Origin of the sequence: Streptomyces sp. S.PB5 (genome assembly GCF_030403745.1) — a bacterium.
GTDB lineage: Bacteria > Actinomycetota > Actinomycetes > Streptomycetales > Streptomycetaceae > Streptomyces.
On sequence record NZ_JAQMWP010000004.1, the window covers coordinates 173,206 to 186,529 of the forward strand.

The 13,324-nt window shown below is 70.1% G+C and carries 11 protein-coding genes; 5 read left to right on the plus strand and 6 right to left on the minus strand.

Going from position 1 to position 13,324, the window contains the following annotated elements; all coding sequences use genetic code 11:
- Positions 1-186: 186 nt before the first annotated feature.
- Positions 187-1,050, minus strand: a complete 864-nt coding sequence (locus tag PH203_RS12350; protein ID WP_289919789.1) for a siderophore-interacting protein — start codon at positions 1,048-1,050, stop codon at positions 187-189.
- Between the two features lie 115 nt (positions 1,051-1,165).
- On the minus strand, positions 1,166-2,215 hold the full coding sequence (locus PH203_RS12355) for an ABC transporter substrate-binding protein (RefSeq protein ID WP_289919791.1): 1,050 nt from the start codon (positions 2,213-2,215) through the stop codon (positions 1,166-1,168).
- 243 nt (positions 2,216-2,458) lie between these two features.
- On the opposite strand from PH203_RS12355, the gene PH203_RS12360 reads away from it, so the two are divergent.
- Positions 2,459-4,387, plus strand: a complete 1,929-nt coding sequence (locus PH203_RS12360; RefSeq protein ID WP_289919793.1) for a glycosyltransferase family 2 protein — start codon at positions 2,459-2,461, stop codon at positions 4,385-4,387.
- Between the two features lie 61 nt (positions 4,388-4,448).
- Positions 4,449-4,730, plus strand: a complete 282-nt coding sequence (locus PH203_RS12365; RefSeq protein WP_289919795.1) for a hypothetical protein — start codon at positions 4,449-4,451, stop codon at positions 4,728-4,730.
- 65 nt (positions 4,731-4,795) lie between these two features.
- Here the strand turns inward: PH203_RS12365 and PH203_RS12370 are convergent, their stop codons facing one another.
- The 4 genes from PH203_RS12370 to PH203_RS12385 are packed head-to-tail and all read right to left on the minus strand — an operon-like array spanning position 4,796 to position 10,440.
- Complete coding sequence (locus PH203_RS12370) at positions 4,796-5,956, minus strand: acyl-CoA dehydrogenase family protein (protein WP_289919796.1); 1,161 nt, start codon at positions 5,954-5,956, stop codon at positions 4,796-4,798.
- 6 nt (positions 5,957-5,962) lie between these two features.
- The gene (locus PH203_RS12375; protein WP_289919798.1) at positions 5,963-6,895 is read right to left on the minus strand and encodes a hydroxymethylglutaryl-CoA lyase; all 933 of its coding nucleotides are present in this window, start codon (positions 6,893-6,895) and stop codon (positions 5,963-5,965) included.
- The gene (locus tag PH203_RS12380) at positions 6,892-8,817 is read right to left on the minus strand and encodes a biotin carboxylase N-terminal domain-containing protein (RefSeq protein WP_289919799.1); all 1,926 of its coding nucleotides are present in this window, start codon (positions 8,815-8,817) and stop codon (positions 6,892-6,894) included. The genes PH203_RS12375 and PH203_RS12380 overlap by 4 nt, the downstream gene beginning before the upstream one ends.
- Before the next feature lie 6 nt (positions 8,818-8,823).
- Positions 8,824-10,440, minus strand: a complete 1,617-nt coding sequence (locus tag PH203_RS12385; RefSeq protein WP_289919801.1) for a carboxyl transferase domain-containing protein — start codon at positions 10,438-10,440, stop codon at positions 8,824-8,826.
- Between the two features lie 87 nt (positions 10,441-10,527).
- On the opposite strand from PH203_RS12385, the gene PH203_RS12390 reads away from it, so the two are divergent.
- The 3 genes from PH203_RS12390 (at position 10,528) to PH203_RS12400 (ending at position 13,320) form a co-directional block, all read left to right on the plus strand.
- Positions 10,528-11,121 carry a TetR/AcrR family transcriptional regulator gene (locus tag PH203_RS12390; RefSeq protein WP_289919803.1) on the plus strand — a complete coding sequence of 198 codons (594 nt, stop codon included), beginning with the start codon at positions 10,528-10,530 and terminating at the stop codon, positions 11,119-11,121.
- A gap of 108 nt (positions 11,122-11,229) precedes the next feature.
- Positions 11,230-12,387, plus strand: coding sequence for an acyl-CoA dehydrogenase family protein (locus PH203_RS12395; protein WP_289919805.1), 1,158 nt, complete (start codon positions 11,230-11,232; stop codon positions 12,385-12,387).
- A 51-nt stretch (positions 12,388-12,438) separates the two neighbouring features.
- Positions 12,439-13,320: an acyl-CoA thioesterase II gene (locus PH203_RS12400; protein ID WP_289919807.1), complete on the plus strand. Its 882-nt coding sequence runs from the start codon at positions 12,439-12,441 to the stop codon at positions 13,318-13,320.
- Positions 13,321-13,324: the final 4 nt, after the last annotated feature.

Sequence of the window (13,324 nt, forward strand, 5' to 3'; positions counted from 1 at the left end):
GCGATCTTCGCTTCGCGTTCGCGTTGTTCTCGCTTACTTAGGTTAGCCTAACCTAAGTAACTTGGATCAAGCGCGGCATCGGCCGTGACTACGGTCACTTCAGCCGCAGTCGGCACTCCCCGCACAGCAGTCACCGCCGCACACCGGGGAGTTGGGCGTGCGGCGGCTCGGGATCGTTCTTGACGGCTACTCGGCGGCGCGGAGCTGTTCCTCGGTCATCCCCTGGCGCCAGTACCCGACGAAGGTGACGCTCCGGCGGTCGATGCGACGCTCGCCGACGAAGTGCCGGCGCAGCTGCTTCACACAGCTCGACTCGCCCGCGATCCAGACGCACGGGCGTTCGGCGGGCGGGAGTTGGGCGTCACGGATGGCACCGAGGGCCATGGGGGAGCCCTCGGTTCCGTCACCGGCCTGCTGGTCCCGCACGAACCAGGTGACCTCGGCGTCGGCCTCGGTCGCCAGGTCCTGGATGTCCTCCGCGTGCTGCACCTCCAGCCACACCTTGGCCCGGGTGCCCGCCGGCAGCGACTCGACGATCGCGGACACGGCCGGCACGGCGGTCTCGTCGCCCCAGACGAGAACGAGATCGGTGTCGTCGGCCGGCCGGAACCGGATCGCCCGGTTGTCGGCGACGGCGGGGCCGAGGAGGAGGACGCGGTCCCCGGCGGTGGCCTGCGCGGCCCAGCGGGAGGCGGGTCCGGCGGGGGTGGCGGCGTCGGGCTCGACTCCGTGCAGGACGAAGTCGATGTCGATCTCGTCGGGGCCCCGGCGCAGGGCGCGGAGCGTGTACGACCGCATGACCGCCCGTACGTCGTCCGGGAGTTCACGCCAGGCCTGCCACCAGCCGTCGCCGAGCTCGATGGGGACATGGGGCTCGGTCTGTCCCTCGGCGGGGATGAAGAGGGACAGCGACTGGTCGCAGCCGTTGGAGTGGAAGTGCTGGAGGTCGTCGCCTGCGAAGGACACTCGGACCAGGGACGGGCCGAGCGGCCGTGTCCGTACGACTTGGAGACTGAAGAAGCGGAACGGGGCGGCGACGGCGGTGGTCATCGGGATGCTCCTGAGCCTTGAATCAGGGGGCGAGGTGACGTACCTAGGGGCGCGGGGAACTGCGCGACCAGCCACGACGGGCCCGCAGTTCACCCACCACATCAAGCCCCGTTTTTCAGCTGACCTTCTTCGCGTTCTCGAGCGCCTCGGCGAGCGTCTCCAGAAGCGGCGTGCACTTGTCGTACGACAGGATCGGCTCGGGCGACCGTGCGATGACCTGGCCCGCCTTCACGGCCGGCAGCTTCTTCCAGGTGGCCTCGGTGATGTCGGCCGGCTGGATCGTCGCAGAGCGGTCGTCCATCATGATGATGTCGGCCTTGTACTTGTCGACGTTCTCCCAGCTCAGCGACTCGAACCAGCCGCCGCCCTCCTTCTTGGCGCTCTCCGGCGGCTCGACGAAGTTCACGCCGAGGGCCTTGAAGTACTCCAGGTCGATGGAGAGGTTGGTGCCGGAGACGTAGAAGATGTCCTGGCTGGCGGAACCGGCCATCACCTTGATGTCGGGCTTCGCCTTGGCGGCGGCGCGCAGCCGGGTCGCGGCGGCCTCGAACTTCTTCTTCGCGTCGACGACCGAGGCGGCCGTCATGTCGGCGCCCAGCGACTCGGCGAGCTCCCACATGCGCTGCAGCGGCTCGGTGAGCTGGCGGTCGTAGACGGAGATCGCGACGCTCGGGGCGAGCTTGGCGATCTTCTCGGCGGAGGCCGCGGGGACGTACCAGAGGGTGCCGGCGGCGTCGAACGTCGTGGAGATGAGGACGTCCGGGGCGAGGGCGGCGTACTTCTCGACGTTGAACTGGTCCCACACGTTGCCGAGGATCTCGACCTTGGAGATGTCCATGTCGCCGGCCTGGACGTCGGCCTTGCCGTCGCTGGTCTTGGTGGGGCCGAAGACGCCCTTGACCTGGACGCCGTAGTCGTGGAGGGCGGCGCCGACACCGGTGAACGCGACGATGTTCGCGGGGATCTTGTCGAGCTTCACCTCGGTGCCGCGGTCGTCCTTGAAGGTCCAGGGACCGGACTTCTTCGCGGAGGTCGTCTCCTTGCCGGAGCCACCGCTTTTCGCGTCGTCGTCACCGCAGGCCGCGAGCACGGCCCCGAGGCCGAGGGCGCCGCCCGCGGCGAGGAGGCCGCGGCGGGTGAGGTGGGTGGCTCTGGCGTTGGACATGAGTGTGGCTGCTTTCGAACGGGGCGAAGCGCCCGCCGGACAAGTTCGAAGGTAGGTTAGCCTAACCTCATTGCTTGTCCAGGGGGTGGGGGCCTTGGATCGAAAGCTGTGCGGGGGCTGTGTCAGGGTCTGTGAAGGCGCAGTAGCGGCAACTCCCTTGAAAACAGCGCCCGTTGCTCGCGGCCTGTCCGGCACGGGGTCACGCCGTCTTTACAGATGTGACCGCCCGGTAAAGTCCGTGATATGCCGAGAATCAAGGTCAGCGTGATCGTCCCCGTCTACAACACGGGCAAGTACGTCGACGAGTGCGCGCCGTCGCTGCTGGGGCAGAGCCTGTCTGCCGACGAGTACGAAGTCATCTACGTCGACGACGGCTCGACGGACGACACGCCGGCCCGGCTGGAGAAGATCGCCACCGCACATCCGAACGTCCAGCTGCACACCCGGCCGAACTCGGGCTGGCCGGGGGCACCGCGCAATCATGGCATGCGGCACGCCAAGGGTGAGTACATCCAGTTCGTCGACCACGACGACACGCTCGGCCCCGAGGCCCTGGAGCGGCTGTACGAGCACGCCAAGCGGAACGACGCCGATGTGGTGATCGGCAAGATGTCCAGCACGATGGTGCGGCCCCGGCGGCTGTTCCGGCACACCGTGGACGCCTGCACGATCGAGAACGACGAGCTCATGCAGAGCATGTCGCCGCACAAGATGTTCCGGCGGGGCTTCGTCGAGGAGCACGGGCTGCAGTTCCCGGAGGGGCCCTGGATCCTGGAGGACCTGCTCTTCGTCAGCGCCGCCTACCTCAAGGCGGAGCGCATCTCGATCCTCGCCGACTACCCCTGCTACTACTGGATGAAGCGGGACGACGGCGGCAACAACACCCAGCACCGCTTCAACCCGCGGCACGGCTTCTGGGCCAACGCCCGCACCATCGTGCGCCAGATCAAGGACGGGACGACCCCCTCCGACGACATCGACGCCCTGCAGAACCGGCTGCTGCACCGCCTCTACCACGTGGAGGTCCTCTCCCGGACCCGGGAGCCCGAGATCCTGCGCGAGGACCCCGCCGAGCAGCGGCAGCGGTTCGAGGCGGCCCGGGAACTGGCGGTCGAGGAGTTCCCGGCGGCCGTACGGGACGGGCTGCCCGCGGTGTCCCGGCTGCGCGCCGAGTTCCTCGAACGCGGCGACTTCGACGGGGCCTTCGCTCTCGCCGAGCGTGTCCGGGCGGTCAAGGCCCGCAGCCAGGTCGGCGGAGCGCGCTGGGAGGACGGCAGCCTCGTCGCCGACGTCACACTGGATCTCTTGCGCGGCGATGGCGAACCTCTGGTCGTCGTCGAGCGGGACGGGAAGTGGTGGCTGGACCCGGAGCTGCTGGACGGTGTCCCCGGCACCGAGGACGGCTGGGAGGTCACCGACCCGTTCCGGATGGCGTACGGCGAGTTGGTGGTCAAGGACCGGGACCGGGAGGACTGGTGGTACCCGGAGGGCGACCTCCAGGTGCGGCTGAAGTCCCTCGGGGAGGGGCGCTCGCAGGTCGTCGCCTCAGGGCAGCTGCGTCTCGACCCGGAGCGGCTGGCCGGTGGGCGTCCGCTGGAACGCGGCGTGCACGACGTGTGGGCGTACGTCCAACTCCTGGGCGTGGAGCGGATGCTCCGGGTGAGCGGGGACGGCGAGCCCGGCGCCCCCGCCGCGGGCCCGGCGCTGAGCGGCGGGCGGCTCGCGCTGCCGTACTGGACGGTCAAGGGCCAGCTCGCACTGGACATGGGCGAGCGCCAGCGCCGGCTCGGACCCGACACGGACGTGCTGGTCGCCGCGAACCCCGAGCGCGCCCGACGCTCACTCGGCCTCCCCTACCTGGCCGCTACGGACGGCCCGCCATTCCCCGTCGAGGTCACCGTGGCCACCGCCAAGGTGGAGGCCAAGCTGCTCCCCGGCCCCGACGGCACGGCCCGCCTGCGCCTGCCCGCAAGCCTCAGGAAACTCCCGGACGGACGCCACCCGGTCACCCTCCCGAAGGCGGAGAATCCGGTGGCGTACGCCGTCGTCCGCGACGGCGCCCTGCTGCGACTGGAGGGCCCGGCGTACGAGGCCGGCGCCGGTCGGCGATTCCTCGACGTGGTCGGCGACAACCGTCAGGTGCGGCGGGCGCGGGGGCGCATGGGCAAGTAGGGCCGAGGGGGCATTGTCCGCGGGCGGGCTGCTTGCAGCCTTGAAGTGTGGGGAGGAACAGGTGGCAGTCACAGACCGCATCGCTGCCGTGATCGAGAACCAGTACGGAAACGAGGCGAGTTCGGTCGTCTCGCTGTTGGAAGACGCCGAGCTGAGGACATTCCACGAGAGTGCCCACGAAAGGATCACGGCTGCCGTAGTCATTCTCGCCAACGGGAGCCTCGACGGTCTCGTCCGGGCGATCGACCTGATGGAGACGGACTGGCGGGACCTGCTTGTCAGCGCCGAACTCGATCACTCCGATTGGCCGTCGAGCGTGGAGGAGATTTTCGGTTCAGGTTGATGGGTCGCTCGGATCCAGCCTTGATGCCGGCCCGCTCCTGATGGATGCGGGCCGGCGTCCGGCGGTCAGCCCACCAACCCCAACTCCCGAGCGATCAGCATCCGCTGCACCTCACTCGTCCCCTCCCCGATCTCCAGGATCTTGGAGTCCCGCCACATACGGGCGACCGGGTACTCGTTCATGAAGCCGTAGCCGCCGTGGACCTGCGTCGCGTCCCGCGCGTTGTCCACCGCGATCGTCGACGAGTACAGCTTCGCCAGCGCCGCCTCCTTCTTGAAGGGCTCGCCCGCCACCAGCCGCGAAGCCGCATCCCGCCACGCCAGCCGTGCCGTGTGCGCCTTCATCTCCATGTCGGCGATCTTGAACTGGATGGCCTGGTTCGCGCCGATCGGTTTGCCGAAGGCGTGCCGTTCCTTCGCGTACTTCACCGACTCGTCCACGCAGCCCTGCGCCAGGCCCGTCGCCAGGGCGGCGATGGCGATGCGGCCCTCGTCCAAAATCCGCAAGAACTGGGCGTAGCCCCTGCCCTCCTCGCCCAGGAGGTTGGCCGCGGGGACTCGGACGTCCTGGAAGGACAGTTCCCTGGTGTCCGACGCGTTCCAGCCCACCTTCGAGTACGGCGCCGCCACCGTGAAGCCCGGTGTGCCCGACGGGACGATGATCGAGGAGATCAGCGGCTTGCCGTCGGGCTTGCGGCCCGTCACCGCCGTCACCGTCACCAGGCCCGTGATGTCCGTGCCCGAGTTGGTGATGAAGCACTTGGTGCCGTTGATCACCCACTCGTTCGTCGACTCGTCCAGGCGAGCCGTCGTCCGCGTCGCGCCCGCGTCGCTGCCGCCGTCCGGCTCGGTCAGGCCGAACGCGCCCAGGATCTCGCCCGAACACAGGCGGGGGAGCCACTCCCGTTTCTGGGCCTCCGTGCCGTAGAGGTGCAGCGGCATCGCGCCCAGCGACACCCCGGCCTCCAGAGTGATCGCCACCGAGGAGTCGACGCGCGCCAGCTCCTCCAGGGCCACGCCCAGCGCCATGTAGTCGCCGCCCATGCCGCCGTACTCCTCCGGGAAGGGCAGGCCGAACAGGCCCATGCGGCCCATCTCGCGGACGATCTCGTAGGGGAACTCGTGGTGTTCGTAGTAGTCGGCGATCTTGGGGGCTACTACCTCGTGTGCGAACTCCTCCACCGTGCGGCGGAGTTCTTCGAGTTCGGGGGAGAGTCGGTGGTCCATGGCGGGTCACTGCTCCTTGTGGGACAGGGCTCGGACGGTGCGGGACGGGCTGGGTCGGCCCAGTTGGTCGGCCATCCAGACGCTTGTGGCGACGAGACGGTCGAGGTCGACTCCGGTGTCGATGCCGAGGCCCTGCAGCATCCACACGAGGTCTTCGGTGGCGAGGTTGCCGGTGGCGGACCTGGCGAACGGGCAGCCGCCGAGGCCGCCCGCGGAGGCGTCGACGGTGGTCACCCCGTGCTGCAACGCCGCGTAGGTGTTCGCGAGCGCCTGGCCGTAGGTGTCGTGGAAGTGGACGCCCAGCTTCTCCACCGGCGTGCCCTGTTCGGTGAGTTCGGTGAGCAGCGCCCGTACATGGCCCGGCGTCGCCACCCCGATCGTGTCTCCCAGGCTCAGCTCGTCGCAGCCCATGTCCAGCAGCGCCTTGCAGACCTTCACCACCTGCGGGACCGGGACCGCGCCCTCCCACGGGTCGCCGAAGCACATCGACAGATAGCCCCGCACGTGCACATCCGCAGCCTTCGCGCGTCCGACCACCGGCTCGAACATCGCCAGCGCCTCGTCCACCGTCCGGTTGAGGTTGGCCTTGGCGAAGGACTCCGTCGCGCTGGCGAAGACGGCCACCCGCCCAGCCCCGAGGGTCAGCGCGCGATCCAGGCCGCGTTCGTTCGGGACCAGCACCGGCAGGTCCACCGGGAGGTCCGTCAGCTGGGGGAACAGGTCTTCCGCGTCGGCCAGTTGAGGCACCCACTTCGGGTGCACGAAGCTCGTGGCCTCGATCGTCGTCAGGCCCGCGTCGGCCAGGCGGCGGACGAACTCCGCCTTGATCTCCGTCGGGACCGTCGACTTCTCGTTCTGGAGGCCGTCACGGGCGCCGACCTCATGGATGCGGACACGGGCGGGAAGGCCCGCGGACGGTACGACCATGGGGAGTGTCACTGGTCCTCCTCCGCCGGGGTGATGACTGCCAGGACCTGGTCCATCGCGACCGTCGAACCGGGGGTGACGTCCAGTTCGGCGACCGTCCCGGCGTGCGGGGCGGAGATGACATGCTCCATCTTCATCGCCTCCACGACCAACAGGCTCTGGCCCGCGGCCACTTCGTCGCCGACCGCCACCTTCACCACCGTCACCGTCCCCGGCATCGGCGCGGTGAGCGAGTCGGCGCCCGCGTGCGCGGCCCCGGTGAGCGAGGCGGCCACCGGGTCGTGGTCGCGCACGTGCCAGGCGTCGCCGTCGCGGCCCAGCCAGTCGGCGGCGCGGTGGAAGGTGTGGCGTACGCCGTCGAGGGTCACGGACACCTGGTCGGCGGTGACGGTGGCGGTACCGAGCGGGGCGTGCTCCACGGGGTCCTGGACGCGGAGGTGGAAGGCGACGGGCTTCGGGGTCCCGCCCAGCCGCCAGCCGCTCGGCTCCGAGAACGGGTCCGTCCAGCCGGCCGTCCGCCCGTCCGCCTGAGGCCGCAGCGCCTCCAGCCGTACGGCCGCAGCCGCCTCGTACACCTCCTCCGGTACGCCGACGGGGATCAGCCCGTCGACCTCCCGCTCCACCAGACCCGTGTCCAACTCGCCCGCCACCACCGCCGGATGGGCCAGCAGCCGCCGCAGGAACCCGGCGTTCGTCTGCACGCCCAGCGTGACCGTGTCCGCGAGGGCCGCCCGGAGCTTGCGGATGGCCGTCGCGCGGTCCGGCCCGTACGCGATGACCTTGCTCAGCATCGGGTCGTACAGGCTGCCGACCTCGGTGCCCTCGCTGAGCCCGGAGTCCGTGCGGATGCCGTCTCCCTGGGGCTCGGACAGGCGCAGCACCCTGCCGCCGGACGGGAGGAAGCCGCGGGAGGGGTCTTCCGCGCAGATGCGGGCCTCGACGGCGTGCCCGGTCAGCCGTACGTCCTCCTGGCCGAAGGCCAGCTTCTCGCCCGCCGCGACCCGCAGCTGCCACTCGACCAGGTCGAGGCCGGTGACGAGCTCCGTCACCGGGTGTTCCACCTGGAGGCGGGTGTTCATCTCCATGAAGTAGTACGAGGACGGGTCGCCGCCGGGGACGATGAACTCCACCGTGCCCGCGCCCCGGTAGCCGCAGGAGCGGGCCGCCTGGACCGCCGCCTCGCCCATCGACGCGCGGGTCTGCTCGTCGAGCAGGACGCTCGGCGCCTCCTCGATGATCTTCTGGTGGCGGCGCTGGAGGGAGCATTCGCGTTCGCCGAGGTGGACGACGTTGCCGTGGCCGTCGGCCAGGATCTGGATCTCGATGTGGCGGGGGCGGTCGATCCAGCGTTCGACCAGGAGGGTGTCGTCGCCGAAGGAGGCGCGGGCCTCGCGGCGGGCGGCGGCGATCTCGTCGTCCAGCACCGTCAGATCCCGCACCAGACGCATGCCCTTGCCGCCGCCGCCGGCGGAGGGCTTGAGCAGGACGGGAGCGCCCAATTCCAAAGCAGCGGATGCCAGTTCCGGATCGCGCCCGCCCGGCACCACCGGCACCCCGGCCGCGTCCACCGTCTCCTTCGCGCGGATCTTGTCGCCCATCAGCGCGATCGCGTCCGCCGGCGGGCCGATGAAGACCAGCCCGGCGTCGGCGCACGCGCGCGCGAAGGCCGCGTTCTCCGCGAGGAAGCCGTAGCCGGGGTGGACGGCCTGGGCGCCCGTCGACGAGGCGGCCTCCAGCAGCCGCTCCACGGACAGATAGCTCTCGGCGGCGGGCGCCGGGCCCAGGCGTACGGCCGTGTCCGCCTCGCGGACGTGCCGGGCGTCGGCGTCGGCGTCGGAGAAGACGGCCACCGAGCGCACGCCCAGGGAGCGGAGGGTGCGGATCACGCGGACCGCGATCTCGCCCCGGTTCGCCACAAGAACGGTGTCAAACATGGGTCCTCACATCCGGAAGACGCCGAACTGGGGGTCGCCCAGTGGCGCGTTGGCGCAGGCGGTCAGGGCCAGCCCCAGTACCTGACGGGTCTCCAGGGGGTCGATGACCCCGTCGTCCCACAGGCGGGCCGTCGCGTAGTAGGCATTCCCCTGGCGGTCGTACTGCGCGCGGATCGGGTCCTTGAAGGCCTCCTCGTCCGCTGCCGGCCAGTCCTCGCCGCGCGCCTCCAACTGGTCCCGCTTGACGGTCGCGAGGACGGAGGCGGCCTGTTCGCCGCCCATGACGGAGATCTTGGCGTTGGGCCACATCCACAGGAAGCGCGGGGAGTAGGCCCGGCCGCACATCGAGTAGTTGCCGGCGCCGTACGAACCGCCGACGACGACCGTCAGCTTCGGCACGCGCGTGCAGGCGACCGCCGTGACCATCTTCGCGCCGTGCTTGGCGATGCCGCCGGCCTCGTACGAACGGCCCACCATGAAGCCGGAGATGTTCTGCAGGAAGACGAGCGGGATGCCGCGCTGGTCGCACAGCTCGATGAAGTGGGCGCCCTTCTGGGCGGATTCGGAGAAGAGGATGCCGTTGTTGGCGACGATGCCGACCGGGTGGCCGTGGATCCGGGCGAAACCGGTGATCAGGGTCTGGCCGAACTCGGCCTTGAACTCCGCGAAACGGGACCCGTCGACCACGCGCGCGATGATCTCGCGTACGTCGTAAGGGGTGCGCGAGTCGACCGGGACGGCGCCGTACAGGCCGTACGGGTCGACCTTGGGCTCCTCCGCCGCTTCCACCGACCAGGGCAGCGGGCCGCGCGCGGGGAGCGTCGCGGCGATGTTCCGCACGATGCGCAGGGCGTGGGCGTCGTCCTCGGCGAGGTGGTCGGTGACGCCGGAGATCCGGGAGTGGACCTCGCCGCCGCCCAGCTCCTCGGCGGTGACGACCTCGCCGGTGGCGGCCTTCACCAGGGGCGGGCCGCCGAGGAAGATCGTGCCCTGGTTGCGGACGATGACGGCCTCGTCGCTCATCGCCGGGACATACGCGCCGCCGGCCGTGCAGGAGCCGAGGACCGCGGCGATCTGCGGGATGCCCGCGCCGGACATCCGGGCCTGGTTGTAGAAGATTCGCCCGAAGTGCTCACGGTCGGGGAAGACCTCGTCCTGCATGGGCAGGAAGGCGCCGCCGGAGTCCACGAGGTAGATGCAGGGCAGGCGGTTCTCCAGCGCCACTTCCTGGGCGCGGAGGTGCTTCTTCACCGTCATCGGGTAGTACGTGCCGCCCTTGACGGTCGCGTCGTTGGCGACGATCACGCACTCACGCCCGCTGACCCGCCCGATCCCGGCGATGACACCGGCGGCCGGCGCCTGCCCCTCGTACATCCCGTCGGCGGCGAGCGGGGCGAGCTCCAGGAAGGGCGAGCCGGGGTCGAGGAGGGTGTCGACCCGGTCCCGGGGCAGCAGCTTGCCGCGCGCGGTGTGCCGGGCGCGCGCCTTCTCGCCGCCGCCGAGCCTGGCTGCCGCGAGCTTGTCGTGCAGCTCCTCGACGAGCCGGCGGTGGCCCTGCTCATTGGCCCGCCAGGCCTCCGACGCGGGGTCTGCCGCGCTGGAAAGCTCCGGTGCCTGATGCATCCTTGCGATCCCCTCACCTTGTTAATGAGCGTTAACGCATTTCCTTCAGGTTAACGACCGCTAACCTCCCTGTCTAGAATTGCCTCCATGGCCACCAGAACCGACGCCCCCACCCGGCGCGAACAGATCCTCAAGGAGGCCGCGCGGCTCTTCGCCGAGCGCGGCTTCCACGGTGTCGGCGTCGACGAGATAGGGGCCGCCGTCGGCATCAGCGGTCCCGGCCTGTACCGGCACTTCGCGGGCAAGGACGCGATGCTGGCCGAGCTGCTGGTGGGGATCAGCGGTCAGCTGCTGACGGGTGCGAAGCGGCGGGCCGCCGAGGCGGACGGGGGCTCGGCGGAGGCCCTCCTCGACTCCCTGATCGAGGGCCACATCGACTTCGCGCTCGACGACCGCCCGCTCATCACCCTGCACGACCGCGAGCTGGACCGCCTGCGCGACAGCGACCGCAAGCTCGTACGGCAGCTCCAGCGGCAGTACGTAGAGCTGTGGGTGGAGGTCGTGCGGGAGGTCTATCCGGGGCTGACGGAGCCCACCGCCCGCTCGGCGGTGCACTCGGTCTTCGGCCTGCTGAACTCCACCCCGCACCTCGGCCGCCCGGGCTCCCTGCCGGGCCGCGGCGCCACGGCCGAACTGCTGCACCGGATGGCCCGGGGGGCGTTCGCGGCGGCGGGGGAGTGACGAGCGTTACGGACGGGTTCCCCTGGACGGTCCTCCCTACCGGCCGGTACCTTTAGAGTCTGAGCAAGCGCTTAGACAAGCGATCCTGAGCCAGGTGGAGGTGGCGCGGTGCGCCGTACGGTGTTCAACGAGGACCACGAGGCGTTCCGGGAGACCCTCCGGGCGTTCATCGAGGCCGAGGTCGTGCCCGTCTACGACGAGTGGTTCGCCGCCGGCCAGGCGCCGCGCGAGTTCTACTACAAGCTCGCCGAGCTGGGCCTCTTCGGCATCAACGTGGACGAGGAGTACGGCGGCGCCGGCATCGACTCGTACAAGTTCGAGGCCGTGATGTACGAGGAGACGGCCCGCGCGGGCGTCCACTTCGGCGGCTCCGGCGTGCACGTGCTGCTCGGCCTGCCGTACATCAAGATGCTCGCCACCGACGAGCAGAAGAAGCGGTTCCTGCCGAAGTTCGTCTCCGCCGAGGAGATGTGGGCCCTTGCGATGACCGAGCCGGGCACCGGCTCCGACCTCGCCGGCATGAAGACCACCGCCAAGCTCTCCGAGGACGGCACGCACTACGTCCTCAACGGCTCCAAGACCTTCATCACCGGCGGTGTCCACGCCGACCGGGTGATCGTCTGCGCCCGCACCGCCGCGCCCACCGCCGAGGACCGCCGCCACGGCATCTCCCTGTTCGCGGTGGACACCAAGTCCGAGGGCTACTCCATCGGCCGCAAGCTCGACAAGCTCGGCCTGCGCACCTCCGACACCGCCGAGCTGGCGTTCGTCGACGTCAAGGTGCCCGTCGAGGACCTCCTCGGCGAGGAGAACAAGGGCTTCTACTACCTCGGCCACAACCTCGCCTCCGAGCGCTGGGGCATCGCCTTCGGCGCCTACGCGCAGGCCAAGGCGGCCGTCCGGTTCGCCCAGCAGTACGTCCAGGAGCGCACCGTCTTCGGCAAGCCGGTCGCGTCCTTCCAGAACACCAAGTTCGAGCTGGCCGCCTGCAAGGCCGAGGTCGACGCGGCCGAGGCCGTCGTGGACCGCGCCCTGGAGGCCCTGGACGCGGGCGAGCTGACCCCCGCCGAGGCCGCCAGCGCCAAGCTGTTCGCCACCGAGGTCGCGCACCGCGTGATCGACCGCTGCCTCCAGCTGCACGGCGGCTACGGCTTCATGAACGAGTACCCGATCGCCCGCCTGTACGCGGACAACCGTGTGAACCGCATCTACGGCGGCACCAGCGAGATCATGAAGTCGATCATCGCGAAGGACATGGGTCTGTAAGGACATGGGTCTGTAAGATCCCCGCAATTACTGACCAGTAGAAATGACTGCATGAGTCAGGCACTACAGGGTCTCCTCGATCTGCTCGACCTGGAGCAGATCGAGGAGAACATCTTCCGCGGCCGGTCCCGGCCCGCCATCGTCCCGCGCGTCTTCGGCGGTCAGGTCGCGGCCCAGGCACTCGTCGCCGCCGGGCGGACGGTCCCCGAGGACCGCCTCGCCCACTCTCTCCACGCGTACTTCCTGCGCACCGGCGACCCGGGCGCGCCGATCGTCTACACGGTCGACCGCATGAACGACGGCCGCTCCTTCACCGCCCGCAGGGTCGTCGCCGTCCAGCACGGCCAGCCGATCTTCGCCCTGTCGGCCTCCTTCCAGAAGTACGAGGAAGGCTTCGACCACCAGGCCCCCATGCCGGTCTCCCCGGACCCGGCCACGCTCCCCACCTCCGAGGAGCGGATCCGCGGCTACGACCACATCGCCCCGGACGTCAGGGAGAAGTTCCTGGAGGCCCGCGAGGCGATCGACCTCCGCTACGTCGACGAGCCGCCGTACGGCAAGTTCGGCGAGCCCCGCGAACCGCGCTCCCAGGTCTGGTTCCGCACCAACGGCAAGCTGGGCGGTGCTGCTGACGAACCCCTCCTGCACGTCGTCCTCGCCACCTACGTCTCCGACATGACCCTCCTCGACTCGATCCTCCTCGCGCACGGACGCGGCGGCTGGGCGGTCAACGACGTCGTCGGAGCCTCCCTCGACCACGCCATGTGGTTCCACCGGCCCTTCCGCGCCGACGAATGGCTCCTGTACGACCAGGAGTCGCCGTCCGCGTACGGCGGCCGCGGCCTCGGTCAGGCGCGCATCTACACCCAGGACGGACGGCTCGCGGTCTCGGTCGTCCAGGAAGGCGTGGTCCGCGCACCTCGCCCACACTGAGGGG

Coding starts and splice junctions, on each gene's coding strand:
- PH203_RS12350 (WP_289919789.1), bottom strand. CDS start 1,050: ATGACCACCGCCGTCGCCGCCCCGTTCCGCTTCTTCAGTCTCCAAGTC.
- PH203_RS12355 (WP_289919791.1), bottom strand. CDS start 2,215: ATGTCCAACGCCAGAGCCACCCACCTCACCCGCCGCGGCCTCCTCGCC.
- PH203_RS12360 (WP_289919793.1), top strand. CDS start 2,459: ATGCCGAGAATCAAGGTCAGCGTGATCGTCCCCGTCTACAACACGGGC.
- PH203_RS12370 (WP_289919796.1), bottom strand. CDS start 5,956: ATGGACCACCGACTCTCCCCCGAACTCGAAGAACTCCGCCGCACGGTG.
- PH203_RS12380 (WP_289919799.1), bottom strand. CDS start 8,817: ATGTTTGACACCGTTCTTGTGGCGAACCGGGGCGAGATCGCGGTCCGC.
- PH203_RS12385 (WP_289919801.1), bottom strand. CDS start 10,440: ATGCATCAGGCACCGGAGCTTTCCAGCGCGGCAGACCCCGCGTCGGAG.
- PH203_RS12390 (WP_289919803.1), top strand. CDS start 10,528: ATGGCCACCAGAACCGACGCCCCCACCCGGCGCGAACAGATCCTCAAG.
- PH203_RS12400 (WP_289919807.1), top strand. CDS start 12,439: ATGAGTCAGGCACTACAGGGTCTCCTCGATCTGCTCGACCTGGAGCAG.